At 69.2% G+C, this 24,592-nt stretch carries 25 protein-coding genes and 1 riboswitch; of the genes, 11 read left to right on the forward strand and 14 right to left on the reverse strand.

All coding sequences use genetic code 11. The annotated features are described in order from the left end of the window. Positions 1-39: 39 nt before the first annotated feature. Complete coding sequence (locus JHL17_RS01750; RefSeq protein WP_200190334.1) at positions 40-2,685, reverse strand: glycosyltransferase; 2,646 nt, start codon at positions 2,683-2,685, stop codon at positions 40-42. 188 nt (positions 2,686-2,873) lie between these two features. On the opposite strand from JHL17_RS01750, the gene JHL17_RS01755 reads away from it, so the two are divergent. Continuing rightward, positions 2,874-3,089, forward strand: a complete 216-nt coding sequence (locus JHL17_RS01755; protein WP_200190335.1) for a hypothetical protein — start codon at positions 2,874-2,876, stop codon at positions 3,087-3,089. Positions 3,090-3,329: 240 nt separating this feature from the next. On the opposite strand, the gene gcvPB is transcribed toward JHL17_RS01755, so the two are convergent. The 5 genes from gcvPB to JHL17_RS01780 all read right to left on the reverse strand — a co-directional run bounded on the left by gcvPB (position 3,330) and on the right by JHL17_RS01780 (position 8,875). Then, positions 3,330-4,901 (reverse strand): aminomethyl-transferring glycine dehydrogenase subunit GcvPB, encoded by a 1,572-nt coding sequence (gene gcvPB / locus JHL17_RS01760; protein ID WP_200190336.1) that lies wholly within the window; start codon positions 4,899-4,901, stop codon positions 3,330-3,332. Further along, positions 4,898-6,256: an aminomethyl-transferring glycine dehydrogenase subunit GcvPA gene (gcvPA, locus tag JHL17_RS01765; RefSeq protein WP_200190337.1), complete on the reverse strand. Its 1,359-nt coding sequence runs from the start codon at positions 6,254-6,256 to the stop codon at positions 4,898-4,900. Before gcvPA ends, gcvPB begins: the two co-directional genes overlap by 4 nt. Before the next feature lies 1 nt (position 6,257). Continuing rightward, positions 6,258-6,632 carry a glycine cleavage system protein GcvH gene (gene gcvH / locus JHL17_RS01770; protein ID WP_200190338.1) on the reverse strand — a complete coding sequence of 125 codons (375 nt, stop codon included), beginning with the start codon at positions 6,630-6,632 and terminating at the stop codon, positions 6,258-6,260. A gap of 109 nt (positions 6,633-6,741) precedes the next feature. Then, positions 6,742-7,854 (reverse strand): glycine cleavage system aminomethyltransferase GcvT, encoded by a 1,113-nt coding sequence (gene gcvT, locus JHL17_RS01775; RefSeq protein WP_200190339.1) that lies wholly within the window; start codon positions 7,852-7,854, stop codon positions 6,742-6,744. A gap of 169 nt (positions 7,855-8,023) precedes the next feature. Then, positions 8,024-8,139, reverse strand: a riboswitch (glycine riboswitch). Positions 8,140-8,344: 205 nt separating this feature from the next. Continuing rightward, on the reverse strand, positions 8,345-8,875 hold the full coding sequence (locus tag JHL17_RS01780; RefSeq protein WP_200190340.1) for a lipoprotein: 531 nt from the start codon (positions 8,873-8,875) through the stop codon (positions 8,345-8,347). 220 nt (positions 8,876-9,095) lie between these two features. On the opposite strand from JHL17_RS01780, the gene ispH reads away from it, so the two are divergent. Then, positions 9,096-10,073, forward strand: coding sequence for a 4-hydroxy-3-methylbut-2-enyl diphosphate reductase (gene ispH, locus JHL17_RS01785; RefSeq protein ID WP_200190341.1), 978 nt, complete (start codon positions 9,096-9,098; stop codon positions 10,071-10,073). Between the two features lie 159 nt (positions 10,074-10,232). On the opposite strand, the gene JHL17_RS01790 is transcribed toward ispH, so the two are convergent. Genes JHL17_RS01790 through JHL17_RS01805 form a run of 4 tightly spaced genes read right to left on the reverse strand, consistent with a single transcriptional unit; the run spans position 10,233 to position 13,336 of the window. Then, positions 10,233-11,678, reverse strand: coding sequence for a cobyric acid synthase (locus JHL17_RS01790; protein WP_247893257.1), 1,446 nt, complete (start codon positions 11,676-11,678; stop codon positions 10,233-10,235). Between the two features lie 37 nt (positions 11,679-11,715). Then, positions 11,716-12,327, reverse strand: a complete 612-nt coding sequence (cobO, locus tag JHL17_RS01795; protein WP_200190343.1) for a cob(I)yrinic acid a,c-diamide adenosyltransferase — start codon at positions 12,325-12,327, stop codon at positions 11,716-11,718. Continuing rightward, positions 12,324-12,863: a bifunctional adenosylcobinamide kinase/adenosylcobinamide-phosphate guanylyltransferase gene (gene cobU / locus JHL17_RS01800; RefSeq protein ID WP_200190344.1), complete on the reverse strand. Its 540-nt coding sequence runs from the start codon at positions 12,861-12,863 to the stop codon at positions 12,324-12,326. Before cobU ends, cobO begins: the two co-directional genes overlap by 4 nt. After that, a complete protein-coding gene (locus tag JHL17_RS01805) occupies positions 12,860-13,336 on the reverse strand; it encodes a cupin domain-containing protein (RefSeq protein ID WP_200190345.1) in 477 nt (158 codons plus the stop codon). Before JHL17_RS01805 ends, cobU begins: the two co-directional genes overlap by 4 nt. Before the next feature lie 179 nt (positions 13,337-13,515). Here JHL17_RS01805 and JHL17_RS01810 point away from each other — a divergent pair, with 179 nt between their 5' ends. Further along, positions 13,516-14,337 carry an alpha/beta hydrolase gene (locus JHL17_RS01810; RefSeq protein WP_200190346.1) on the forward strand — a complete coding sequence of 274 codons (822 nt, stop codon included), beginning with the start codon at positions 13,516-13,518 and terminating at the stop codon, positions 14,335-14,337. Between the two features lie 16 nt (positions 14,338-14,353). Here the strand turns inward: JHL17_RS01810 and JHL17_RS01815 are convergent, their stop codons facing one another. The 3 genes from JHL17_RS01815 to JHL17_RS01825 form a co-directional block, all read right to left on the reverse strand. Next, a complete protein-coding gene (locus JHL17_RS01815; protein ID WP_200190347.1) occupies positions 14,354-14,590 on the reverse strand; it encodes an FmdB family zinc ribbon protein in 237 nt (78 codons plus the stop codon). A 104-nt stretch (positions 14,591-14,694) separates the two neighbouring features. Further along, positions 14,695-14,913 (reverse strand): heavy-metal-associated domain-containing protein, encoded by a 219-nt coding sequence (locus JHL17_RS01820; RefSeq protein WP_345773736.1) that lies wholly within the window; start codon positions 14,911-14,913, stop codon positions 14,695-14,697. 26 nt (positions 14,914-14,939) lie between these two features. Next, a complete protein-coding gene (locus tag JHL17_RS01825) occupies positions 14,940-16,082 on the reverse strand; it encodes a divergent polysaccharide deacetylase family protein (protein WP_247893258.1) in 1,143 nt (380 codons plus the stop codon). A gap of 135 nt (positions 16,083-16,217) precedes the next feature. Here JHL17_RS01825 and JHL17_RS01830 point away from each other — a divergent pair, with 135 nt between their 5' ends. The 8 genes from JHL17_RS01830 (at position 16,218) to lexA (ending at position 22,383) form a co-directional block, all read left to right on the forward strand. Beyond that, the gene (locus JHL17_RS01830; RefSeq protein ID WP_200190348.1) at positions 16,218-16,673 is read left to right on the forward strand and encodes an STY0301 family protein; all 456 of its coding nucleotides are present in this window, start codon (positions 16,218-16,220) and stop codon (positions 16,671-16,673) included. Between the two features lie 152 nt (positions 16,674-16,825). Continuing rightward, positions 16,826-17,419, forward strand: a complete 594-nt coding sequence (locus tag JHL17_RS01835) for an anthranilate synthase component II (protein ID WP_200190349.1) — start codon at positions 16,826-16,828, stop codon at positions 17,417-17,419. Further along, positions 17,416-18,450: an anthranilate phosphoribosyltransferase gene (gene trpD / locus JHL17_RS01840; protein ID WP_200190350.1), complete on the forward strand. Its 1,035-nt coding sequence runs from the start codon at positions 17,416-17,418 to the stop codon at positions 18,448-18,450. The genes JHL17_RS01835 and trpD overlap by 4 nt, the downstream gene beginning before the upstream one ends. Continuing rightward, positions 18,450-19,253 carry an indole-3-glycerol phosphate synthase TrpC gene (trpC, locus tag JHL17_RS01845; RefSeq protein ID WP_200190351.1) on the forward strand — a complete coding sequence of 268 codons (804 nt, stop codon included), beginning with the start codon at positions 18,450-18,452 and terminating at the stop codon, positions 19,251-19,253. Before trpD ends, trpC begins: the two co-directional genes overlap by 1 nt. A gap of 4 nt (positions 19,254-19,257) precedes the next feature. Further along, positions 19,258-19,731 carry a GNAT family N-acetyltransferase gene (locus tag JHL17_RS01850; protein ID WP_200190352.1) on the forward strand — a complete coding sequence of 158 codons (474 nt, stop codon included), beginning with the start codon at positions 19,258-19,260 and terminating at the stop codon, positions 19,729-19,731. After that, the gene (gene moaC, locus JHL17_RS01855) at positions 19,728-20,225 is read left to right on the forward strand and encodes a cyclic pyranopterin monophosphate synthase MoaC (RefSeq protein WP_200190353.1); all 498 of its coding nucleotides are present in this window, start codon (positions 19,728-19,730) and stop codon (positions 20,223-20,225) included. Before JHL17_RS01850 ends, moaC begins: the two co-directional genes overlap by 4 nt. Positions 20,226-20,229: 4 nt before the next feature. Continuing rightward, entirely contained in the window at positions 20,230-21,459 is a 1,230-nt protein-coding gene (locus JHL17_RS01860; RefSeq protein ID WP_200190354.1) for a molybdopterin molybdotransferase MoeA, read from the forward strand. Positions 21,460-21,657: 198 nt separating this feature from the next. Beyond that, on the forward strand, positions 21,658-22,383 hold the full coding sequence (lexA, locus tag JHL17_RS01865; protein ID WP_200190355.1) for a transcriptional repressor LexA: 726 nt from the start codon (positions 21,658-21,660) through the stop codon (positions 22,381-22,383). A gap of 48 nt (positions 22,384-22,431) precedes the next feature. Here lexA and JHL17_RS01870 read toward each other — a convergent pair whose 3' ends face one another. Next, on the reverse strand, positions 22,432-24,585 hold the full coding sequence (locus JHL17_RS01870) for a ComEC/Rec2 family competence protein (protein ID WP_200190356.1): 2,154 nt from the start codon (positions 24,583-24,585) through the stop codon (positions 22,432-22,434). Between the last annotated feature and the right edge of the window lie 7 nt (positions 24,586-24,592).

The following is a 24,592-nucleotide window of genomic DNA, read 5'->3' on the forward strand; positions in this document are numbered from 1 at the left end:
CGGGAAAGGGGCCGGTGTCGCAGATGGGGAAATGAGACCTTACGCGGCGACCGGACGGTTCGCCCCCTGCTCCTGACCGGCTTGGTTGGCCTGCTGAGCGGCGGGAGCCGGCGCCGGCTTGGCCTCGCGGACCGGCAGCATGTCACCGATGCCGAAGGCGACGGCCATCAGGTTCGGCACCGCCATGGCGGCGAGCAGCACCGACCACAGCTCCAGCGACAGGGTGCCCAGCGGATTGACCAGGGCGGCGGTGGCGGCCGAGGCGACCAGGGCGGCGGAGAGCCAGGCTTCCGGCTTGGCGCAGAAGCGGCCGGCGGTGCGTTTGCCGCCCTTGGCGGTCACCCGGAAGGCATCTTGGCTGCGGAACAGGCCGCGGACGACGGCCAGGGCGACCGTGGTGGACAGCGCCATGCCGACGGCGCAGGCGCCCAGGCTCTCCTTCCAGCTGTTGCCGGAGGCGTAGCGCGAGGCCAGCAGGCTGGAACCGGCACGCAGGACCAGGGCGCCCAGCACGGCGGCGGTGGCGGCCACCGGCGGCAGGTGCAGCGGCAGAACCAGCGAGGCGAAGGTCCAGACCACGGCGGCGGCGGCGGCGAACAGGCCGACGGCGTCGGACCACCAGCGGATCCAGTTGGTGACGTAGCCCAGCTTCTGCCGCGCGCTCAGTTCGGCCGCACCCGGCAGGAACTTCTTCCAATGGGCGCGGACGATCTGGGTCGAACCGAACACCCAGCGGTCGCGCTGCTTGCGGAACTGCATGAAGTTGTCCGGGGCCAGGCCGGCGCCGAGACGCTCGTCGGTGTAGGCGGCGCGGTAGCCGGCCGACAGGATGCGCAGGCCAAGCTCGGTGTCCTCGCAGATGCCGGCTTCCGACCAGCCGCCGACCTGATCCATCGCCGACCGGCGCAGCATGATCATCGTGCCGTGGCAAATGAAGGCTTGGCTCGACACGCCCTCCTGCATGCCGACGTCGAAGAAGGGACGGTATTCGGCGGTCATGGCGGATTTCAGCGCCGTCTCGTGGCCGTCGCGGTGTTCCTGCGGAGCCTGGACGATGCCGACCGACGGATCGGCGAAGGTCGGGGCCAGCTTCGACAGCCAGTCGGGCGACACGGTGTAGTCGGCGTCCAGCACGGCGACGATCTCGGCGGCCGGATCGGTATGGCGCAGCGCGGCGTTCAGGGCGCCGGCCTTGAAGCCGGAGATCTTCTTGTACCAGTGGAACTTGAACTTCGGCCCCAGCGCCCGGCACATCTCCTCCACCGGGCGAACCAGATGCTCCTCCTCGGTGTTGTTGATCAGGACGACGACCTCGTAGTTCGGGTAGTCGAGCCGCGACAGCGAGGCCAGCGTGGCGTTCAGCACGTCCGGCTGCTCGCGGCAGGCGGCGACGTGGATGGAGACCATCGGCTTGTGGTCGACGCTGGGCACGGCATGCGGCAGCAGCGCCGGGGCGCGGCCGGTCAGCAGCCGGCGGGCGACATCCACCAGATCGGCGAAGGCGACGCTCATCATCAGGGTGCCCAGCGCGAAGGCGGAGCCCCAGGTGGTGACGGCACCGAAGGTCAGATATTCGGAATAGGCGCCGGCGACGGCCGAACCGATGGCAAAGCCGATGATGTTGGCGCCGAGCGAAGCGGCGAGCGCGAAGCCGGCGTTGGTCCGGCGGCGGAAGACGGCGAAGGCCGACAGGGCGAGGCCGACGGCCACGGCGATGCCGGCAGCGACACGCTCGCCGTAGGGGGCGGCGACGGCACCGGTCATCGACCATTTCGGCTGGCGGTCGGCATCCAGCACGCCCCAGGTCGGGCCGGGCGAGCCTTCGATGGTCGACTTCCAGATGCCGTCGAAGGCCTCGACGACGTTGTAATGGATGCCGAGGGCGTTGGCTTCCGCCGCGAAGCCGCGGACGACGGCGGCCTGGGCCTCCGGCGTCGGATAGGCGTCGTGGAAGTTCTCGCCGCCCGACGGCCAGCCGACCTCGCCGACGAACAGCGGCTTGCCCGGATGGGACTTGCGCACGGTGTCGAGCCGGTCGCGGATCCAGGTCAGCGCGTCGGAAACCGGAACGCCTTCCCAATAAGGCAGGACGTGGACGCCCATGAAGTCCGATGCCTTCACCGTGGCGTCGGCCTTGACCATCTCCGACCAGACATCGGCGGTGCCGACCTTGATGTTGGCCGGAACGGCGGCGCGCACCCGCTTGATGTAGGAGGCCAGTTCGGCATCGGTCAGTTCGGCGCGCAGCAGCGTCTCGTTGCCGACGACGATGCGCTTGATGCCGCGGAATTCCTTGGCGAGCGCGATGCCGTGCAGCACCTCCCGCTCGTTGCGGGCCTTGTCCTTGCTCAGCCAGATGCCGAGCGTGACGTCCAGCCCCTTGGACACCGCGATCTCCGGCACCTCGCCCTGCGAGCCCAGCGTCGAGTAGGTGCGGACGCCGTCGGCGAAGCCGACGATGGCGGCCATGTCCTTCTCGATGTCCTTGCGCGGCACCACCGGCTGGTGGTTGGGGTCGTAGTTGCGGCCGGACGGCGAGTAGGACACCGATTCGATGCGGCCGGGCTCCGCCTCCACCGGCGTCGGCGCATTGCGCCATGACCAGAAGGACGCGTGGCCGGCGGTCACGGCCAGCAGTGCGGCGGCGATGGCTGCGCGCCGGATCGAGTTCTTCGGGTTGCTCATGGGGAGTTCGCGTGCCCTGTTGCTGGGTGGCCGTTCGCCACCGGACAGCCACACAAACGGGCGGACCGACTTCCCTATTCCCTCGCTTCCAAAAATTTTTTGTGCAGTGCGGAGAGCGGAACCCCTGCCGGCGGCTCCTGTTGGACAACGTCCGGTTTCTCAATGCCCAAGCCACAGGAGAACGCCCCATGGCCACCCGCCACGAAGACAGCCCCGAACACAAGAAGGCCCATGACCTGGCCGAGCAGGCCCTGGACAAGGCCGCCGGCGGCGACCCCCGCAAGGCGCGCGACCTGATCGAGGAAGCCAAAAGCATCGATCCCAAGATCGGCGAGGAAATGGCCCGCGAGGCCGCCGAGGATCAGAAGAAGGCCGACAAATACGTGGGCAAGACCGACAAGTAAGCGATGAGATCTCCCTCTCCCGCCCCGGGAGAGGGTGGCCGCGAAGCGGCCGGGTGAGGGGTGGTTCAAGAATCGAAGCGCTCTATTCTTGAACCACCCCTCACCCTTCCCAAGCTGCGCTTGGGCTCCGAAGTCGCTCGCAAGCCTCGCGACTGCATTCCGCCTACGATCGCCTTTCGGCGCTCGTCCGGCCTGCGGCCGTCGGCTCCACGCCCTCTCCCGGGACGGGAGAGGGCGCTTCTACTCCGCCGCCAGAGCCTCCGCCGGCACCGGCGGGGTCCAGCGCAGGACAGGCTTGCGGGCCGCGGCCGTCTCGTCGAGACGCCGCCGCGGCGTCAGGCGCGGAGCCGCCTGGAAGTAGGCGACGTCACCCGACTTCGCCCGCTCGGCCAGCGCACGCAGCGCGTCGACGAACTGGTCGAGGCTGGCCTTGCTTTCCGTCTCGGTCGGCTCGATCAGCAGGGCACCGTGGACGACCAGCGGGAAATACATGGTCATCGGGTGGAAACCCTCGTCGATCAGCGCCTTCGCCATGTCGAGCGTGGTGACCCCCGTCCCCTTCAGGAACCGGTCGTCGAACAGGCACTCGTGCATGCACGGCCCCTCGAAGGAGGCCGTCATCACGTCCTCCAGCCGCGCCATGACATAGTTGGCGTTCAGCACCGCATCGCCCGACGCCTGCCACAGCCCGTCGGCGCCGTGGCTCAGCATGTAGGACAGCGCGCGGACGAACATGCCCATCTGGCCGTGGAAGGCCTTCATGCGGCCGAAGGCTTGGCCGTCGCCGACGGTCTCGACCAGCGCGAAGCCGTTCGCTCCGTGGGTGACGTAGGGCACCGGGATGTAGGGCGCCAGCGACTCCGCGAACACCACCGGCCCCGACCCCGGACCGCCGCCGCCATGCGGGGTGGAGAAGGTCTTGTGCAGGTTGATGTGCATGACGTCGATGCCGAGGTCGGCCGGACGCACCCGCCCGACGATGGCGTTGAAGTTGGCGCCGTCGCAGTAGAAATAGCCGCCGGCCGCATGGACCGCCTCGGCGATCGCGATGATGTCGCGTTCGAACAGGCCGCAGGTGTTGGGATTGGTCAGCATCAGCCCGGCCACGTCGGGACCGAGCTTGGCCTTCAGCGCGTCCAGATCGACGCGGCCATCGGCGGTCGCCGGGATGGCGTCGACGCTGTAGCCGCAGGCGGCGGCGGTCGCCGGGTTGGTGCCGTGGGCACTTTCCGGCACCAGGATCTTGGTGCGGCCGCTATCGCCCTTCGCCTCATGCGCGGCGCGGATCGCCATGATGCCGCACATCTCGCCATGGGCACCGGCGGCGGGCGCCAGCGTCACGGCGGCCATGCCGGTCAGCGTCTTCAGCCAATAGGCCAGCTGGTCCATCAGCTCCAAGGCACCCTGCACGGTGCTGACCGGCTGCATCGGATGCACGTCGGAGAAGCCCGGAAGCCGCGCCATCTTCTCGTTCAGGCGCGGGTTGTGCTTCATCGTGCAGGAGCCCAGCGGATAGAATCCGCTGTCGATAGCGTAGTTCTTCTGCGACAGGCGGGTGTAGTGGCGGACCACCTGCGGCTCGGCGAGGCCGGGCAGACCGACCTTGGCGCGCGGCTTCACCGCACCCAGGCGGGACGCCACCTTCGGCGCCTCCGGCAGGTCGACGCCGGTGCGGCCGGCGCTGTCCTGTTCGAAGATCAGCGGCTCTTCGATCTGCAGGCCGCGGTTGCCGGTGACGGTGCCGGTCACGCCGTCGAACGAGGCGGCACCGGCCGGAATGGCCGACGGACGGCCCTGGTTGTTCATGCTCATGCCAGAGCCCCGGATTCAAGAATTTCAGTGAGCGCGGCGGCGAAGGCGTCCATGTCGGCATCGGTGTTGGTCTCGGTGACGGCGACCAGCAGCAGATCTTCCATTTCGCCCGGATAGAGGCGCGACACCGGCACGCCGCCGAGGATGCGGCGCTTGGCGAGCTCCTCGACCACCGCGGCGGCCGGCTTCGGCAGCTTGACGGTGAACTCGTTGAAGAAACCGTCGTTCAGCACCTCGACACCCGGAACCGCCGCCAGCTTGTCGGCCATCTGGACCGCCTTGGCATGGTTCAGCTGGGCCAGCTGCGTGATCCCCGCCTCGCCCAGCAGGCTGACATGGATCGAGAAGGCCAGCGCGCACAGGCCGGAGTTGGTGCAGATGTTTGACGTCGCCTTCTCGCGGCGGATGTGCTGCTCGCGGGTGGAGAGCGTCAGCACGAAGCCGCGGCGACCGTCGGCATCCACCGTCTCGCCACACAGGCGGCCCGGCATCTGGCGGACATATTTGTCCTTCACCGCGAACAGCCCGACATAGGGGCCGCCGAAGTTCAGGGCGTTGCCGAAGGACTGGCCTTCCGCCGCGACGATGTCGGCGCCCATGTCGCCCGGCGGCGTCAGCAGCCCCAGCGACAGCGCTTCCGTCACCACGACGATCAGCAGCGCGCCCTTGGCCTGGCAGGCGGCGGCGAGATCGGTGTAGTCGCGGACATGGCCGAACACGTCCGGATTCTGCACGACGACGCAGGCGGTCTTGTCGTCGACCAGCGCCAGCAAATCCTCGCCGCCGGTCGGGGCGGCCGGGAGAGCGACAGCCTCGAAGCCGATGAAGCGGGCATCGGTGGTGGTCACGTCGCGGTAATGCGGGTGCAGGCCGCCGGACAGGATCGCCTTCTTCCGCCGGGTGATGCGGTTGGCCATCATCACCGCCTCGGCACAGGAGGTGGCGCCGTCATACATCGAGGCGTTCGCCACATCCATGCCGGTCAGCAGCGCGACCTGGGTCTGGAATTCGAACAGGACCTGCAGCGTGCCCTGGCTCACCTCCGGCTGATACGGCGTGTAGGCGGTCAGGAACTCGCCGCGCTGGACCAGATGGTCGACGGTGGCCGGAACATGGTGGCGGTAGGCGCCGGCGCCGAGGAAGCTCGGCACCGACCCCGCCGGCACGTTCTTCGCCGCCATGGAGCCGAGCAGCCGTTCGACCTCGAGCTCACCCATATGGTTGGGCAAGCCCCCGATCGGGCCGGCCAGCCGGGCCGCCTCTGGAACATCGCGGAACAGGTCTTCGACCGATGTTGCGCGGACGGCCTCCAGCATGGACTGCCGGTCGGCCTCGGTCAGGGGCAGGTAACGCATGTCAGTGGGCTTCCTCAACGAAGGCCTTGTAGGCCGCTTCGTCCATCAGGCCATCCAGTTCCGAGGTGTCCTTCAACTGGATCTTGAAGAACCAGCCTTCGGTCTCGGCCGCGCTGTTGACCATCGAAGGGTCGTCCACCAGGGACTGGTTGGCTTCGACCACCGTGCCGGAAACCGGGGCGTAGACATCGCTGGCGGCCTTCACCGACTCCACGACGGCGGCTTCCTTGCCCTGCTCCAGCACGCGGCCGGCCTCGGGCAGCTCGACGAACACCACATCGCCCAGCTGGCTCTGGGCGAAATCGGTGACGCCGACGGTGGCGACGTCGCCGTCGACCTGAACCCACTCGTGGTCCTTGGTGAATTTCTTGGTCATCTGAAGGGTTCCCTGTTCCTGAAGATGTTCGTTGGCAGGTAGTTCAAGACTTCTTGGAACCGTCATCCCCGCCTTCGCGGGGATGACGGCCGAGAGAGGTGCAGCTTCGTCAACCCCGGTAATAGCGTTGCGGCACGAAGGGCGTGGCGGCGACGCGGGCGGGCAGCGGCTTGCCGCGCACCACCAGCGTCAGCGGCGTGCCGACCGCCGAGTTCGCGATGTCGACATAGCCCATGGCGACCGGCGCGCCGGCGGTGGGGCCGAAGCCGCCGCTGGTGATCTCGCCGATCACGGTGCCGTTGGCATCCTGGATCTCGGTGTGCTCGCGGGCCGGCTGGCGGCCATCCGGCTGGATGCCGACGCGGCGGCGCGCGGCGCCCTCGGTCAACTGGTGGTGGATGATGTCGTAACCGGGGAAACCGCCCTCGGCGCGGCGGCGCTTCGGCAGGGTCCATTCCAAGGCACCGTCCACCGGCGTGGTGGTGGTGTCGATGTCGTGGCCGTAGAGGCAGAGCCCGGCCTCCAGCCGCAGCGAGTCGCGGGCGCCCAGCCCGATCGCCTCGACCTCCGATTCGCCCAGCAGGGCGCGCGCGATCATCTCGGCGTCGGACTTGTCGCAGGAGATCTCGTAACCGTCCTCGCCGGTGTAGCCGGAACGGGTCAGGATCACCGGTACGCCCTTGAAGGTGGCGGACAGGTAGCTCATGAACTTCATGGTGGCGGCTTCCGGCACGAAGCGGGCCATCACCTCGGCCGCCATCGGACCCTGGAGCGCCATCAGCGCCAGATCGTCCAGCAGTTCCACCTCGGCCTTGCCGGCCAGCTTCTCGCGCAGATGGGCGACGTCCTGGTCCTTGCAGGCGGCATTCACCACCAGGAACAGGTGGTCGCCGGCATTGGTCACCATCAGGTCGTCGAGGATGCCGCCCTGCTCGTTCAGGAACAGCGTGTAGCGCATGCGGCCCTGCGCCAGCCCCTTGATGTCGCCGGGAACCAGCGTTTCCAGGGCGCCAGCCGGATCGGCGCCGGTCAGGCGGACCTGCCCCATGTGGGACACGTCGAACAGCCCGGCCTTCTCGCGGGTGTGCTGGTGCTCCTTCAGGATGCCCAGCGGATACTGCACCGGCATGTCATAGCCGGCGAAGGGGACCATGCGGGCGCCGAGCTCGACATGGAGCGCGTGCAGCGGGGTGGTCTTGAGAGCGGTTGCGGCCTCAGTCACGCGGGTCCTCCGACAGGGTTTCAGCGCCCGCGCCGGGATCGGTGCGGGATGCTGCCCCCTCTGTCTTGGACCTGAGAGATTCACCGCCGTCCGGTCGAGCCGGGCACCCGGTTTACTCCTTCGGTGAGTCGCGGCGGATGAGCGCCGAGGCTGCTTTCCAGAGTTGCCTTATCCCCTTGCGGTCCTTTTGCCTGAGAGTTTCCGGGGGCGGTTGCTCCTTCGGCGCCGCCCGCGGATCCGGCCGTTTCCGTCGGTTCCACGGGCGATCTCTCCCGCGAGGGATCATCGGCGTGTATGCGACGCACCTTGTCGCGAACAGGCAAGTTTGTCAATTGGCGGATCCGGCGCTGACCCGCCCCGTCTTCAACCATCATCCCCGCGAAGGCGGGGATCCAGGCATCCAGATCAAGCGGTTGATGCGGCTGGATTCCCGCCTTTGCGGGAATGACGGTCGAGAAGGGAACATTCCGGCACCGATAAACAGCCGCGTTTACTTCTTCACCTGCGTACGATTGAAGGTCAGCTGCTCCGGTGTCAGCTGGAACCCCAGATAGATCTTCCAGTCCTTGGCGTTGGCATCCTTGGGCAGCGGGATCTTCGGCGTCAGTTCCTCGCGGGTGCCGGCCCGCGGCTGGCCGGGGACGAAGGTCACGTCGGTGTCGAAATAGGCCTTCGACACCAGCGTGTCGTCCGGCTGGGCCAGGGCGACGAAATACTGGTACTTGGCCGTGCTGCCCTGAAGCGCCGGACCGCGTTCCGCCACCAGATAGACGTTCACGTTCACGGTAACGCCGCTGCTGGTGTAATCGCAGCTGCCGGTGAAATCGGTCAGGGCGGCGCGCGACTCCAGATCGGTCAGATCCTTGCCGCCGGGACGGAACACCGTCACTTCCTGCAGGTCGCGGACGATGTTGACCTTCGGGCAGGCCAGCGCCGCTTCCGACGGGCTGGTCGGCCCCATGCCGGAACAGCCGGAAAGCACCAGAACGGCCCCGGCCGCGAGCAGCGCAGGGCGGCCCATCCCGAAGCGGGACGCCAGCGGGCTTTTCCGGGCGGGGGTTCCTATATTACGGTCGCGGCGGTCCATCGGTTCGGCCTGATCGGTTAACGGGCTGTTGGACCACGACTTTAGTGTCCCAGCTTGACCGGCACAAGACCGCGCGGCGGTTCTATCCCTTGTGACCGTCCGGCGCAGGACCACCTAAGGGCGACGTCTTCTACGCAAGGGCGGAACAGCGCATATGACCACGACCTCTTTCCCGGCCATCCGGCCCTTGACGATCCTCCTGGCGGCACCGCGCGGCTTCTGCGCCGGGGTGGACCGGGCGATCCAGATCGTCGAGACGGCGCTCGACCGCTTCGGGGCGCCGGTCTATGTCCGCCACGAGATCGTCCATAACCGTTTCGTGGTCGAAAGCCTCGAAGCCAAGGGCGCCATCTTCGTCGACGAACTGACCGAGGTTCCGGACGGCCGCCCGGTGGTCTTCTCCGCCCATGGCGTGCCGAAGTCGGTTCCCCAGGCAGCGGAGGCCCGCGGCCTGTTCTACCTCGACGCCACCTGCCCGCTGGTCAGCAAGGTCCACCGCGAGGCCGAGCGGCATTTCGAGGACGGCCGCCAGATCGTCCTGATCGGCCATGCCGGGCATCCCGAGGTGATCGGCACCATGGGACAGCTCCCCGAGGGCGCCGTGGTGCTGGTGGAGACGGTGGCCGACGTCGCGACGCTGGAGGTGAGCGACCCCGACAATCTCGCCTTCGCCACTCAGACCACCCTGTCGGTCGACGAGACGACGGAGATCCTCGCCGCCCTCCAGTCCCGCTTCCCCGCCATCGCCGGGCCGAAGAAGGAAGACATCTGCTACGCCACCACCAACCGCCAGGCGGCGGTGAAGGCCATCGCGCCGAAGGTGGACGCGCTGCTGGTGCTGGGCGCGCCGAACTCCTCCAACTCCAAGCGGCTGGTCGAGGTGGCGAAGACCCATGGCTGCCCGGCCGCCCAACTGGTCCAGCGCGCCGCCGACATCGACTGGACCCTCCTGGACGGCGTTGCCCGCCTCGGCATCACCGCCGGTGCCTCGGCACCGGAAGTTCTGGTGGAGGAGGTGATCGAGGCTGCCCGCGCCCGCTTCGACGTGACGGTGGAGGAACTGCGCACGGCGACCGAGAACATCGTCTTCAAGCTGCCGCGCGCGTTATCGGTGGAGCGGGAGGTGGTTTGAGGGGAACTGCGATTGCGCAGTTAGCCCCCCACCTATCCTCCCCCGCTGGGCGGGGGAGGAACTGTCGCCCGCTCTCCCGCCTCACCACTTGTCTCCTCCCCCGCCCAGCGGGGGAGGATCAAGGTGGGGGTCTAACTTTTGTAGAACTCCGACCCACACTCATCCCTCCGCAATCGCAAGCAAGCCGTCCACGTCCACCACGTTCTCCAGCCGGTCCGCGACCCCATCCAGCGCCCGTTCCACGGCCACCCCATAACTCAGCTCGGAGCCGCCGGCCCCCAGCCCACGCAGATACGCCGCGCGGAAGCCGTCTGCCGTGAACAGGCCGTGCAGGTAGCAGCCGGCCACCCGCCCGTCGGCCGATTCCGCCCCATCGGCCCCGCCGACGGCAAGCTCCAGCATTGGCCGCGCCCGGTCCGCCCCGTCGGTGCGGCCCATATGCATCTCGTAGCCCGCCACCGCCGCGCCGGTGCGGCGCTCCGTACCACGAGCTTCCTCCAGCACCTTCGGCCCCTTCAGCACCGTCTCGACATCCAGGAGCCCGAGCCCGGCGGCCTCGCCGGGCGGGCCCTCGATGCCGTCGGGATCGGCGATGCGCCGGCCCAGCATCTGGTAGCCGCCACAGATGCCCAACACCCGGCCGCCGCGCCGCCAATGGGCCAGCAGGTCGACGTCCCAGCCCTGCGCCCGCAGAAAGGCGAGGTCGGCGATCGTCGCCTTGGTTCCGGGCAGGATCACCAGATCGCAATCGCCCGGCAGCGGCTGCCCCGGACTCACCATGGTCAGGGCGACGCCCGGCTCCTGCGCCAGCGGATCGAAATCGTCGAAGTTGGCGATCCGCGACAGCATCGGCACCGCGACGCGCAGCGCTCCGTCGCCGGCATCCCGCGGCCGGTCGAGCGCCACCGCATCCTCCGCCGGCAGGGTCGCCGCCTCGTGCAGCCAGGGCACGACCCCGAATCCACGCCAGCCGGTGTGGCTTTCGATGATCCGCAGCCCTTCATCGAACAGGCGAACATCGCCACGGAACTTGTTGATGAGAAATCCCTTGATCCGCTCCTGTTCAGATTTTGGTAGAAGTGCGTGGGTGCCCACCAGACTGGCGATCACGCCGCCGCGGTCGATGTCGCCGACCAGCAGGACCGGGACATCCGCCGCGGTGGCGAAGCCCATATTGGCGATGTCGCCGGCCCGCAGATTGACCTCCGCCGGGCTGCCGGCCCCCTCCACCACCACGATGTCGGCCTCGGCCCGCAGCCGCTCGAAGCTGTCCAGCACGGTGCCCAGCAGCTCGCGCTTGCGGGCCTGATAGTCGGCGGCCCGCGCGGTACCGACCACGACGCCGCGCACCACCACCTGGCTTCCGATATCCGACTGCGGTTTCAGCAGCACCGGGTTCATGTGGACGCTGGGCGCCACGCCGCAGGCCCGCGCCTGCAAGGCCTGGGCGCGGCCGATCTCGCCGCCGTCGCCGGTCACCGCGGCATTGTTGGACATGTTCTGCGGCTTGAATGGCCGGACGGTCAGGCCGCGCCGCACCAAAGCCCGGCACAGCCCGGCCACCAGCAGCGACTTGCCGACGTCGGAGCCGGTGCCCTGCAGCATGATCGCCGCAGATCGCCTTGCCTGTCCCGGCATGGCGTTAGAACTCGATGCCGGCCTGGGCCTTCACCCCGGCCTCGAACGGATGCTTGACCAGCGTCATCTCGGTGACGAGGTCGGCGGCGGCGATCAGTTCCGGCTTGGCGTTGCGGCCGGTGATGCAGACATGCAGGTCGGGCCGCCGGGCGGTCAGCGTCGCCAGCACCTCGTCCAGGGCCAAGTAATCCATGCGCAGCACGATGTTCAGCTCGTCCAGCACGATCAGGCGATAGCGCGGGTCGGCCATCAGTTCCTTGGCCTTGGCCCAGGCGGCTTCAGCTGCGGCGATATCGCGGGCGCGGTCCTGGATAGCCCAGGTGAAGCCTTCGCCCATCGTGTGGAAATCGACCAGATCGTCGAAGCGCTCCAACGCCACCGTCTCGCCGGTGGACCAGGCGCCCTTGACGAACTGCACCATGCCGACGCGCATGCCATGGCCGACCGCGCGCATCATCAGGCCGAAGGCCGCGGTCGACTTGCCCTTGCCCTTGCCGGTGTGGACCATCAGCAGGCCCTTCTCCACCGTCTTGGAGGCCAGCGCCCGTTCCTGCAACGCCTTGCGCCGTTTCATCTTCTCGGCATGGCGAAGATTCAGGTCATCGGCGTCGGTCATGTGGAGGTTCCTTTCACGAACATCGGCAGACCGGCGACGGTCAGCACGACGCGCGGCGCCACGGCCGCGATGGATTGATGCAGGCGGCCGGCATGGTCGCGGAAGCGGCGCGCCAGCGCATTGTCGGGGACGATGCCAAGCCCGACCTCGTTGGAGACCAGGACCACCCGACCCGGCAGAGCCGGCAGAAGCTCCACCAGCGCCGCGGTCTCCGCCGCGATGTCGGCCTCCGCCATCATCAGGTTGGTCAGCCACAGCGTCAGGCAATCGACCAGGACCCCGGTGCCCCCGGCGGCATGACGGCGCAGGACGCCGGTCAGATCGCGCGGCTCCTCCACCGTCGTCCAGTCCGGGCCGCGGTCGTCGCGGTGCTTCGCCACCCGCTCCGCCATCTCGGCATCCCAGATCCGGGAGGTTGCGATGTAGACCCGCGGTCCGCCGAGCGCCGTCACCACCCCTTCGGCGTAGCGGCTCTTGCCGGAGCGGGCGCCGCCCAGCACCAGCGTCAGATCGGCGGTGATTCCCTCTACCGTCATTCCCAGGGCGTTCCGTCGCGATGGTGATAGGCGCCGTCGCGCCACACCATGTCCTCGTCGGAATAATCGATCTCGTCGCCGGCACTGCGGTCGCCGACCTCCAGATAGCTGGCCGGGCGGTCGCTGCGGTTGATCAGCCGGTGCCCGTCGGCCACGCCCTGCGGGAAGCCGGCGCACATCCCGGCGGTCAGCAGCGTCTCGCCGGCGTCGGTCACCAGGGTCAGCTCGCCCTCCACCACATAGACGAACTCGTCCTGACGGCTGTGCCAGTGGCGCAGGGCCGACGAGGCGCCGGGCGCCAGCCGGGTCAGGTTGACGCCGAAATTGCTCAAACCCAGCGGATCGCCCAGCACCACCCGGTGTCGCCCGGCGACCTGCGCCCGGAAGGGCTGCGGATAGTCGGTGGCTCCGGTTTCGGCGGTCAGGGCCGACGGATCAAGGACTGGCGGATCAAGGACCGGCGGGTTCGGCACAGGCGATCTCCGGTTTGGCGTTGCGGGTCCGGACTGTCGCAAACCGTACCGGCGGCGTCAAACGGCGCAATCCTCCTTCGGATGCGGAGGTGCGGATCAGGGTTGCCGGGACAGCAACTGGACAGGGGCCCCCTCGCCCACCATGCTCATCGCAAAGCAAAACCACAACCTGCGATCCGATGCCGACCCTGGAAATCATCAGCCGCCACCCGACCGGCACGCCGAAGGCGCCGCCGCTTCTGTTCGTTCATGGTGCCTTCAGCGGTGCCTGGATCTGGGATGCCAAGTTCCTGCCCTGGTTCGCCCAGCGCGGGTGGGAGGCCCATGCCGTCTCGCTGCGCGGCCATGGCAACAGCGATGGGCGCGACCGGCTGCATGATTTCGGCATCGCCGATTACGTGGACGACGTGCTGGAAGCGGCAAGCCGCCTGTCGGCGCCGCCGGTGCTGATCGGCCATTCGATGGGCGGCATGGTGGTTCAGCGCGCGCTGGCGAAGCGCCGTTTCCCAGGCGGCGTGCTGATGGCCTCGGCTCCGCCCCATGGGCTGCTGTCCTCCACCATGGGGCTGGCCTGGCGGTCGCCCTATGTGTTCCAGCAGATGTCGATGCTGATGACCTTCGGCGAAAAGGCGATCAACCCGGACGCCATCCGTCGCGCCATGTTCTCCGACAAGATGCCGGTCGCCGAGGCCGCGCAATACGAGAGCTTCCTGCAGGAGGAATCGCGCCGCGTCATGCTGGACATCGGCGGCTGGATTCCTTTCCCCGTGCTGCCGCCGCGCGACATGCCGGTGCTGGTGATGGGGGCCGAGGAGGATCTGCTGTTCCCGCGCGCCGAGGTGGCCGCCACCGCGATGGCGCTGGGCACCAAGCCGGTGTTCATGCCGGGCATGGGCCACGCGATGATGCTCGAACAGGATTGGCAGACGGCCGCCGAGCGCGTCGAAAGCTGGATCGCGGCAACCCTCGGGGCGGAGGTCGGGGCGGCGGAGATGGCCTGAGGCCGCACCCCACCCCTTACCCGTGCCCCTTCGGCCGCTCCGACCGCGAATAGTTGCTGAAATGGCCCTCCTTCGCCGCCTGCCGGCGGGCCGACTGGACGATGGCGCCGGACTTGCCCTCCGGCGCCACGTTCGACAGTTGGCGGGTCAGATCGGCGCTGCCGCAGGAAGGGCAGACCGCTGTTTCGCCGGAACGGACCAGGGTCTCGAACCCTTGGCCGCAAGCCTTGCAGCGGTAGGTGTAGAGCGGCATCGGAGCCTCACGGAACGGATCGCATCGTCCCGAGTATCCCGCAATATCCATATCGATGAAATGGTTTTATTGCGCCGCACAAGGCCGTGATCAGGCAGCGGCCGTCAGGCGGCCCGCCCGCCGAAGTCGAATCCCGCCGCCTCCACCGCCTGCTGCACCAGTTCGGCCGGGATGCCGCCGACGATCACGACGGTCCCGGTGGCGAGATCGACAGTCACCGCGGCATTGGGGGCCGCCTTGGTGATCGCGTTCGAAACGGAGCGGGCGCAGCCGCCGCAGGTCATCCCTTCGACCTTGTACGCATCGGTCATCACTGCCGGCATCGCCACGGGCTTCCTTACAGAGGGGGTCAGCCGCCGGCATGGTGCGTCCGCACCACCGCGCTGACCGGGACAAGAACGAAGCCACGCTTTCGCACATCCGGCAGCCAGGACGCCAGAGCTTCGATTGTCGCATCATGGGGATGACCGATGGCGACCGCATAGCCCTGACGCTTCGCCACCTGCTCGGTCTTGACCAGCTGGGCCTTTACCGCGGCCACCGTTTCCTGGTTGTCGAGGAAGATGTCGCGGCCGACCCAAGGCATCTTCAGCTCCTGCGCCAGCCCGATCCCGGCGCTGTTGGGCGTGGTCCGGCTGTCCAGCCACAGCAATCCCCGGCGGTGCAGCTCCGCCAGCACCGGCGCCAGCGCCGCGCGATCGGCGGTGAAGCGGCTGCCCATGTGGTTGTTCACCCCGACATAGCCGTCGAAACTGTCCAACGCGGCGCGGAACCGCTTCACGACTTCGCCCTTGTCCAGCGAAACCAGCAAGGCGTTCGGGCCCGGATCCGCCTTCACGCTGGGCTCCATCGGCATGTGCAGCATCAGCTCATGCCCGTTGGCGCGGGCCGCCTTCGACTGTGCCGACAGGTCGCGGGCATAGGGCAGCCAGGACAGCGTCAGCGGACCGTGCAGCCCGGCCATCCGGGCCGATCGCTTGCGGTCCAGCCCCATGTCGTCGATGACGATGGCGATGATCGGCTTGCCCGCCGGCACTTCCGTCGGCAGGGCGTTCTTGCGCCACAGCGCGGCGTTGCCCGACGGCGCCTGCACCGGAGGCTGGGCCGGCGGAACGGGTGGCGGCAGCATCGCCACGGTGGTGGCGGGCGGACGCGCTTCGGCTTGGGCTTGTGCCTGGGCCGGCTTTTCCGGGATGACGTGCTCCGCCCCGTCTGCGGTATGCTGAGCAGGCACCGGGGCATCCGGCTTGGCCGCCGGCACCGATGGCGACGGCGAGGATGCCGATGGCTGGACCGCGGCCTGCTGGACGGGCGCCTGCTGGGCGGATCCGGCGCCGGACCGTCCGCCGGTCAGCGTCGCCACCCCCATCGCCACGGCGAACACCGCCGCGACGGCGGCCAGGGCCAGGACGAAGGGATTCGACAGAAACGGGGGAAGGGAAAATTTGCGGGCCTTGGAAGGCGCCTTGCGGGCCATGGTGACGATGTCCATCCTGCGACCGGGGCGGCGCACAGTGGCACCCCGCCATTGCGACCGCAATTGCCCAATCGGCACAAAGTCCGTGGGGCGCCCCGCATCCATCGACGGCCGAACCATCCCGTGAAGCCACCCTCAGGAGCCCGCCCGATGCGCCCCATCCTCGTTGCCGCAGCGTGTCTCCTGACCGCCGCATGGTCCTCCGTGCATGCCGCCGGCGGGCTTCAATGTCCGGCCAGCCTGACGGTCCAGGCGCAGCCCGACGCGCCCGGCGGCTGGTCGCCCTACCCCGGCCGCGACAGTCACGGCTTCGTCGGCATCTCGCTGGTCGAAGGCGACCGCGCCGACCAGATGGCCTCCGCCGCTCCCGCCACCCTGGCCCCCGACCGCGAGACGCGGCGCGGCCGCAGTCTCGTCCAGGTCTGGGAATTCACCGGCGGCCGTCGGGAAAACGTCTTCCTGGTCTGCCGCTACCGCGACACCCAGGCGACGCTCGCCGCCGACCTGCCCCGCCAGATCCGCCGCTGCACCCTGACGCTGGAAACCGACATCCGCGGCGCCGTCCCGGAGGTGCCGAAAACCCCGCCGCAACTCGACTGCCGCTGAGGGAAGCTCCTTGCTCCGGTCCCTCCCTGCCCTGAGCCCACTCTGCCGGAATTTGCGCCGAAGCTGGAAATCCGCCCCCTCAGCGGCTAGGGTGTCGGTCATTGGAACAGGGCCGGAACGGCCCGGACGGTCTGGTGGAAGGCGGAAGGCGCATGCTGCTGCTCATCGATAACTACGACAGCTTTACCTACAACCTCGTCCATTATCTGGGCGAGCTTGGCGCCGACGTGCAGGTCCGCCGCAACGACGCCTTGACGGTGGAGGAGGCGATGGCGCTCCGCCCCGACGGCATCGTGCTGTCCCCCGGCCCCTGCGATCCCGACCGCGCCGGCATCTGCCTGCCCCTGATCGATGCCGCCGCCAAGGCCCGCCTGCCGCTGTTGGGGGTGTGCCTGGGCCACCAGTCCATCGGCCAGTCCTTCGGCGGCCGGGTGATCCGTGCGCCGGTCCCCATGCACGGCAAGGTCGACAACATCCTGCACCAGGGCCGCGGCGTCCTGACCGGCCTGCCCAGCCCGTTCCGGGCCACCCGTTACCACTCGCTGATCGTCGAGCGCGACAGCCTGCCCGCCTGCCTGGAGGCGACCGGCGAGACCGCCGACGGCCTGATCATGGCGCTGGCCCACCGCGAACTGCCGATCCACGGCGTGCAGTTCCACCCCGAAAGCATCGAGAGCGAGCACGGCCACAAGATCCTGCAGAACTTCCTGGACCTGACCCGCCCCCGTCTGGAGAACGCGGCATGAGCGGCGACCTGACCGACATGAAGGCCATCCTGGGCAAGGTCGCCACCGGCGCCGCCCTGACCGAGGCCGAGGCCGGCTTCGCCTTCGACATCATCATGTCCGGCAACGCCACCCCGTCGCAGATGGGCGGCTTCCTGATGGCGTTGCGCGTGCGCGGCGAAACGGTGGACGAGATCACCGGCGCCGCCCGGGTCATGCGCGCCAAGGCGATCCCGGTCGAGGCCCCCCCGGCCACCATCGACACCTGCGGCACCGGCGGCGACGGTGCCGGCACCTACAACATCTCCACCGCCGCGGCTTTGGTGGTGTCCTCCTGCGGCGTGCCGGTCGCCAAGCACGGCAACCGCGCCATCTCTTCCAAATCCGGGGCCGCCGACGTGCTGGGCTCGCTCGGCGTCAACCTCGACTGCGACTTCGCACTGGTCCGCAAGGCGCTGTGGGACGCCGGGATCGCCTTCCTGATGGCGCCGCGCCATCATCTCGCCATGCGCAACGTCGGCCCGACCCGGGTCGAGCTCGGGACCCGCACCGTCTTCAACCTGCTGGGCCCGCTCGCCAACCCGGCGACCGCCAGGCGGCAGGTGCTGGGAGTCTTCTCCAAACAGTGGGTGGAACCGCTGGCCCAGGTGCTGAAACGACTCGGTTCCGAAGCGGCCTGGGTCGTCCACGGTTCCGACGGGCTGGACGAGATCACCACCACCGGCCCGACCACCGTCGCCCAGTTGAAGGACGGCGAGGTCACGGTGTTCGAGGTGACGCCGGAGGACGCCGGCTTGGCCCGCGCCAGGATCGAAGAGCTGAAGGGCGGCGACGCCCAGGTCAACGCCGAGGCGATCCATGCCCTGTTCGACGGGGTGCGCAGCCCCTACCGCGACATCGTCCTGCTGAATTCCGCCGCCGCCCTGCTGGTGGCCGGCAAGGCCGCGACGTTGAAGGACGGCGTCGCGCTGGCCGCCGATGCCATCGACAGCGGCGGCGCCCGCGACCGCCTGCGCCGGCTGGTCGCCATCACCAACGAGGCGATTGCCTGATGAGCGACGTTCTGACCCGCATCAACGACGACAAGCGCGCGCTGGTCGCCGCCCGCAAGGCCGCCCGGCCGCTGTCGGAGGTGGAGGCCGCCGCCAGGGCCGCCAACGAGACCGACCCGCCCCGCGGCTTCATCCGGGCACTCGGCGCCGCAGTGGAAGCCGGCCGCTATGGCCTGATCGCCGAGATCAAGAAGGCCAGCCCGTCCAAGGGACTGATCCGTGCCGACTTCGACCCGCCGGCTCTCGCCCGCGCCTATCGCGAGGGCGGGGCGAGCTGCCTGTCGGTGCTGACCGACGAGCCCTATTTCCAGGGCAGGGACGAGTATCTGGTGGCCGCCCGCGCCGCGGTGGATCTGCCGGTGCTGCGCAAGGACTTCATGGTCGATCCCTATCAGATCGTCGAGGCCCGCGCACTGGGCGCCGACTGCATCCTCATCATCATGGCGTCGCTGTCGGACGCCCAGGCGGCGGAGATCGAGGACGCCGCCATCGCCCAGGGGCTGGACGTGCTGGTCGAGGTGCATGACCGCGCCGAACTGGACCGCGCGCTGCTGCTGAAGACTCCGCTGCTGGGCGTCAACAACCGCAACCTCAAGACGCTCGCCGTCGACATCGCGACGACGGAGGAGTTGGCGGCCAACGTTCCGGCCGACCGCATGCTGGTGGCGGAAAGCGGGCTCTACACCCCCGCCGATCTGGCCCGCATGGCGAAGGTCGGGGCGCGCTGCTTCCTGGTCGGCGAATCGCTGATGCGGCAGGCCGACGTGACCGCCGCCACCCGCGCCCTGCTGGCTCCGGTCTGATCCGATGCCGGCTGTCGCAATCGCCGCGGAAAGCCCGCGCCAGGACGCGGTGGTCGCGCTGGTGGCGGCGCTCGACCGCTATCTGCTGGACCTCTATCCGGCGGAGACCTGCCACCTGCTCGACATCGGCGCGCTCGAGGCGCCGGACCTGCGCTTCTTCGTCGCCCGCAAGGACGGCGTTCCGGCCGGCTGTGCCGCCCTGCGCGTCGATCCTGCCGGATACGGCGAGGTCAAGCGGATGTATGTCGATCCCGCCGCGCGCGGCCATCGCATCGGCGACCGTCTGCTCGCCCGGCTGGAGGAACAGGCGCGGGCGGAAGGTCTGACCGCCCTGCTGCTCGAATCCGGCGTCCACCAGCACGAGGCGCTGGCGCTCTATCGCAAGGCAGGCTTCGCCGAGCGCGGACCCTACGCCTGCTACGAAGACAATGGCGTCAGCGTCTTCATGGAGAAACCCTTGCGGGAGACCGTCCGATGACCGGCTTCACCCATTTCGACGCCGAGGGCAAGGCGGTGATGGTCGATGTCTCCGACAAGGCCGACACCGAACGCACCGCCACCGCAGCGGCCACCGTGCTGATGCAGCCGGAAACCCTGGCGCTCATCCTGCAGGGTGGGGTGAAGAAGGGCGACGTGCTGTCGGTCGCCCGGCTGGCCGGCATCATGGGGGCGAAACGCACGCCGGACCTGATCCCGCTGTGCCACCCGCTGATGCTGACCTCGGTCAAGGTCGACCTGTCCTGCGATCCCGCGCGCAACGCGGTGGACGTCACCGCCACCTGCAAGCTGAAGGGCCAGACCGGCGTGGAGATGGAGGCGCTGACTGCCGTCACCGTCGCCGCATTGACGGTCTACGACATGTGCAAGGCGGTGGACCGCGGCATGACCGTCACCGACGTCCGCCTTCTGCACAAGGCCGGCGGCAAGAGCGGGGAGTGGGGCGCCTCCACCACCGCTCCGGCCGGAGCCTGACGCCATGATCTCCGTCGCCGAGGCGCGCGCCCGCATCCTGACGGCCTTCGCCCCTTTGCCGGCGGAGACCGTGGCCTTGCCCGACGCCCTGGGCCGCGTGCTGGCCGAGCCGGTGATCGCCCGGCTGACCCAGCCGCCCTTCCACGCCGCCGCCATGGACGGCTGGGCGGTGCGCGCCACCGACATCGCCGCCGCGACCGTGGATTCTCCGATCCCGCTGCGCCGCATCGGCGAATCCGCCGCCGGCCATGCCTTCACCGGCAGCGTCGGCCCCGGCGAGGCGGTGCGCATCTTCACCGGCGCCCCCCTGCCCGACGGCGCCGACGCCGTGGTGATGCAGGAGGATTGCAGCGCCGACGAGACCGCCGTCCGGGTCGGCCGCGCCGTGGTCGCCGGCCGCTTCGTCCGCGAGGCCGGCTTCGACTTCACCATCGGACAGGAACTGCTGCCCAGGGGCCGGCGCCTGACCGCCCGCGACATCGCGCTGGCCGCCGGCGGCAACGTGCCCTGGCTGTCGGTCCATCGCCGGCCGCGCATCGCCATCCTCGCCACCGGCGACGAGATCGCCCTGCCCGGCGACCCGCTGGGACCGAGCCAGATCGTCAGCACCAACGCGCTCGGCCTCTGCGCCCTCGTCGCCGCCCAGGGCGGACTCGCCCACAATCTCGGCGTCGCCAGGGACACGGCCGACAGCGTCGCCGAATTGGCGAAGGGCGCGGCCGGCTGCGACCTGCTGGTCACCACCGGCGGAGCCGCCCAGGGCGATTACGACCTCGTGCGCGACGTGCTGGCCGAACGCGGCGTGGCCTTGGAGGTGCAGGCCGTGGCGATGCGGCCGGGCAAGGCGCTGATGTTCGGCCGGGCCGGATCGGTGCCCCTGCTGGGGCTGCCCGGCAATCCGGTGTCCACCGGCGTCACCGCCGTCCTGTTCCTGCGCCCGATCCTGCGCCTGCTGCAGGGATTGCCGCCGGAGGACGAGCGTCCGCCGCTGCGGGCCCGCCTGACCACCGCGCTGAAGGCCAACGACCGGCGCGAAGAATACCTGCGCGCCACGCTCGCCGCCGGTCCGGACGGTGTCCTGACCGTGACCCCTTTCGCCCGCCAGGACAGCGCGATCACCACGCTCTACGCCCAGGCCGACTGTCTGGTTCCCCGCCCGTCCCATGCCAATCCGGAACCGGCCGGCGCCATGGTGACCGTGCTCCCTTTGACCGATGGAGCGCTCAGCCTCTAGACTTGGACAGAGCGTTCGGACGGCCGGCTGAACAGGTGAACAGCACCCGAAAAACCGTTTCACGGTGTTCCAAATGTTCCACTCAAGTTCTAAAACAAGCCGATGGGGGGCTTGACGCGCGGAAGGAACCAAACTAGAACATGGAGCAACGTTTAGTTTTTGTTCCATCTTCAGTCTGGCGACGGCCGGGAGGCATCCATGCTCACGCGCAAGCAGCACGAATTGCTGCTGTTCATCCACGAACGGCTTGGCCAGGGCGGTGTCTCGCCGTCGTTCGACGAGATGAAGGACGCCCTGGGCCTGAAGTCCAAGTCGGGCATCCACCGCCTCATCACCGGTCTTGAGGAACGCGGCTTCATCCGCCGCCTGCCCCACCGCGCCCGCGCGCTGGAGGTTCTCCGCCTTCCCGAGGGCCTGGACGCCTCCCGCAACCGGACCGCGGCTCCCAAGCCGAAGTTCCAGCCCAACGTCATCAAGGGCGATTTCGCCTTCGCCGGCCGCGACACCGCTCCGCCCGCCCCGACTCCCGCCGCCGCGAACGAGACGGTGCAGCTTCCGCTCTATGGCCGCATCGCCGCCGGCACGCCCATCGAGGCGCTGCGCGACAACAGCGCCTTCGTCGACGTTCCCGCCTCCATGCTGACCGGTGGCGACCATTATGCTCTGGAGGTTTCCGGCGACTCGATGATCGAAGCCGGTATCCTCGACCACGACACCATCGTCATCCAACGCTGCGATGCGGCGGAGAACGGCACCATCGTCGTCGCTCTCGTGGATGAAGGCGAAGTGACGCTGAAACGCCTGCGTCGCAAGGGCAACACCATCGCTCTGGAACCCGCCAACGCCGCCTACGAAACGCGCATCTTCGGCGCCGATCGCGTCCGGGTGCAGGGCAAGCTGGTCGGTCTGGTCCGCAAGTACTGACCCCATGTCCGGGCTGGGGGGCGGAGTGGAGGGCAAGCGCGCCGACTCCTACCGCCCCCCGGTCCAGGGCCGGTCTCCCCTCAGTCCCCGCACCGTTTCCAGCCGTACCCCATCCGTCGTGACGGTCAGCGTGTGTGCGCCCTCATGCCGCAGCGTCCACCGGTCGACCACCCACTCCGCCCGGCACCCCCGCGCCACCGCTGCCGTCAGCACCACGTCCGCCGTCCCGCAATCCTCGTCCAGCGCGTCCGGCAAGCGCGGCAGGGCGACCGTCTTTCCGCGCACGCGATACAGGCATCCGAGGGCATCGCAACTCAGCGACCGTTCCCCCTCGCTCCATCCTCCCGCCGCCGGCCAGGGCTCCGCCGCCGTCCGCTCGCCGTCCCGCTCGCGCCAGGTCTCGGTCAGCCGGCCGCCCCCCTTGCCCGAGGCGCTGAGCCGCCCGTCCGGCGTCCTGACCGCCATCACCGTCCCGTCGCCGGACACCAGCACGTCCGGCCTCGCCGCCAGCATCGGCGACGCGAGCCCCGCCAGGATGGGCAGCACTCCCACCCAGCGCCACCGCCGCGTCCACACGCACAGCCAGAGTCCGCCCAGCACCAGCGCCGCGAACCCCTCCCCCGGCATCGCCGGCACGGTCAGCGAAGCCCAGGGCAGGCGACCGAAGAATTCCGCGGTCCAGATCACCGCCCTGTCGCCCCAGTTCATGGCGATCACCGCCGGAGCCTCGAACCCGAACGGCAGCAGCGCATAGGCGATCAGGCTCCACGGCATGACCCAGAAGGAGGTGATGGGAATGGCGATCAGGTTCGACAGCACGCCGTAGAAGGCGATCTGCTGGAAATGGAAGAGCGAGAAGGGCAAGGTCGCCAGCGTCGCCACCACGCTGGTCAGCAGGATCCCGCCGACATAGAACAGCCCGCGCAAGACCCATCCCGCATCGCGCCGCCATTCCGCCAGCCTGCGGCTTCCGCGTTCGAACGCGGCGATCAGCGACACCACCGCGGCGAACGACATCTGGAAGCTCGGCCCCAGCATTCCTTCCGGGTCCATGGCGATGGTGACCAGCCCGGCGAAGGCGACCAGCCGCATGCTCAGGGGATGGCGGTCCAGCATGATCGCCCCCATCACCATGCCGGTCATCAGCACCGACCGCACCGTCGGCAACGGCGCCCCGACCAGCATCGTGTAGGCGAGCGCCGACAGGATGCCGAACAGCGCCGCGATCTTCTTGATCGGCCAACGCAGGGCGATATAGGGCACGGCGGCCAGCATGGCCCGCACCACATAGAACAGGATGCCCGCGGCGATGCCCACATGCAGGCCGGAGATCGACAGCAGATGCGCCAGGCCGCTGTTGCGGAAGTCGTCCAGCGTCGATTCCGGAATGCCGAACTCCTCGCCGTTCAGCAGGGCGGTGGTGACGCTGGCTTCCACCGGGTCGCCGATCGCCGCCGCGACCCGCTCGGCGATGGCCCCGCGCGCCCGTTCGAAGGCGATGGTGACCATGCTCCACCCCGTTACCGGCGCCGCCTCCACCTGCTCGGCGGCCCCCGTGGCGAATCCGGTGGCGCCGAGCCCCATGAACCAGGCCCGCCGCTGGAAGTCGAAGGCTCCGGGTTCGGCCGGCGCCTGGGGCGGCAGCAACGTCGCCCGCAGCCGGACCACCGATCCGGGAGCCGGAGCCGGGTGCCGGTCCGACAGTCGGATCCGAAGCGCCGCCGGCGTCCGCTCCGGCGGCAGCCGGCTGACCGTCGGCTCGCGCAGCGTGATGCGCGTCGCTCCCGGACGCCGCTCCACCGCCATCACCCGTCCGGTAACGGTCGCCCCTGCGATGCTGCGGGTCAGGATCGGCGCCGCCATCCGGGCCGTATGCGCCTGCGCCACCAGGAACCCGGCCGCTGCCGTCAGCAGCGTCAACACCAAGCCGGCAAGCGCGAACCATCGCCGCACCGCCAGCAGCAGGCCCGCACATCCGGCCAGTGCCGCCGCTCCGATCCACCACGCGGGCTCCTGCCGCAGGTCGAAATACAGCGATACCCCCGCTCCGAAGGCAACAGGCAGCCACAGCACCCAGCGCTCCCCCTCGGCCTCCGCCACTGCCGCGAGTCGCCTTCGCGTGCGCACCAGCAGGCCCCGCCAGCGTCCGTCGATCGCCGGGGGATCGTCCGACTCCTCCTCGGGCCAGCCTGCGGCCGTCACCGGTAAC

The sequence above is a fragment of the Azospirillum endophyticum genome (genome assembly GCF_016595245.1).
Classification (GTDB): Bacteria; Pseudomonadota; Alphaproteobacteria; order Azospirillales; family Azospirillaceae; genus Azospirillum; species Azospirillum endophyticum.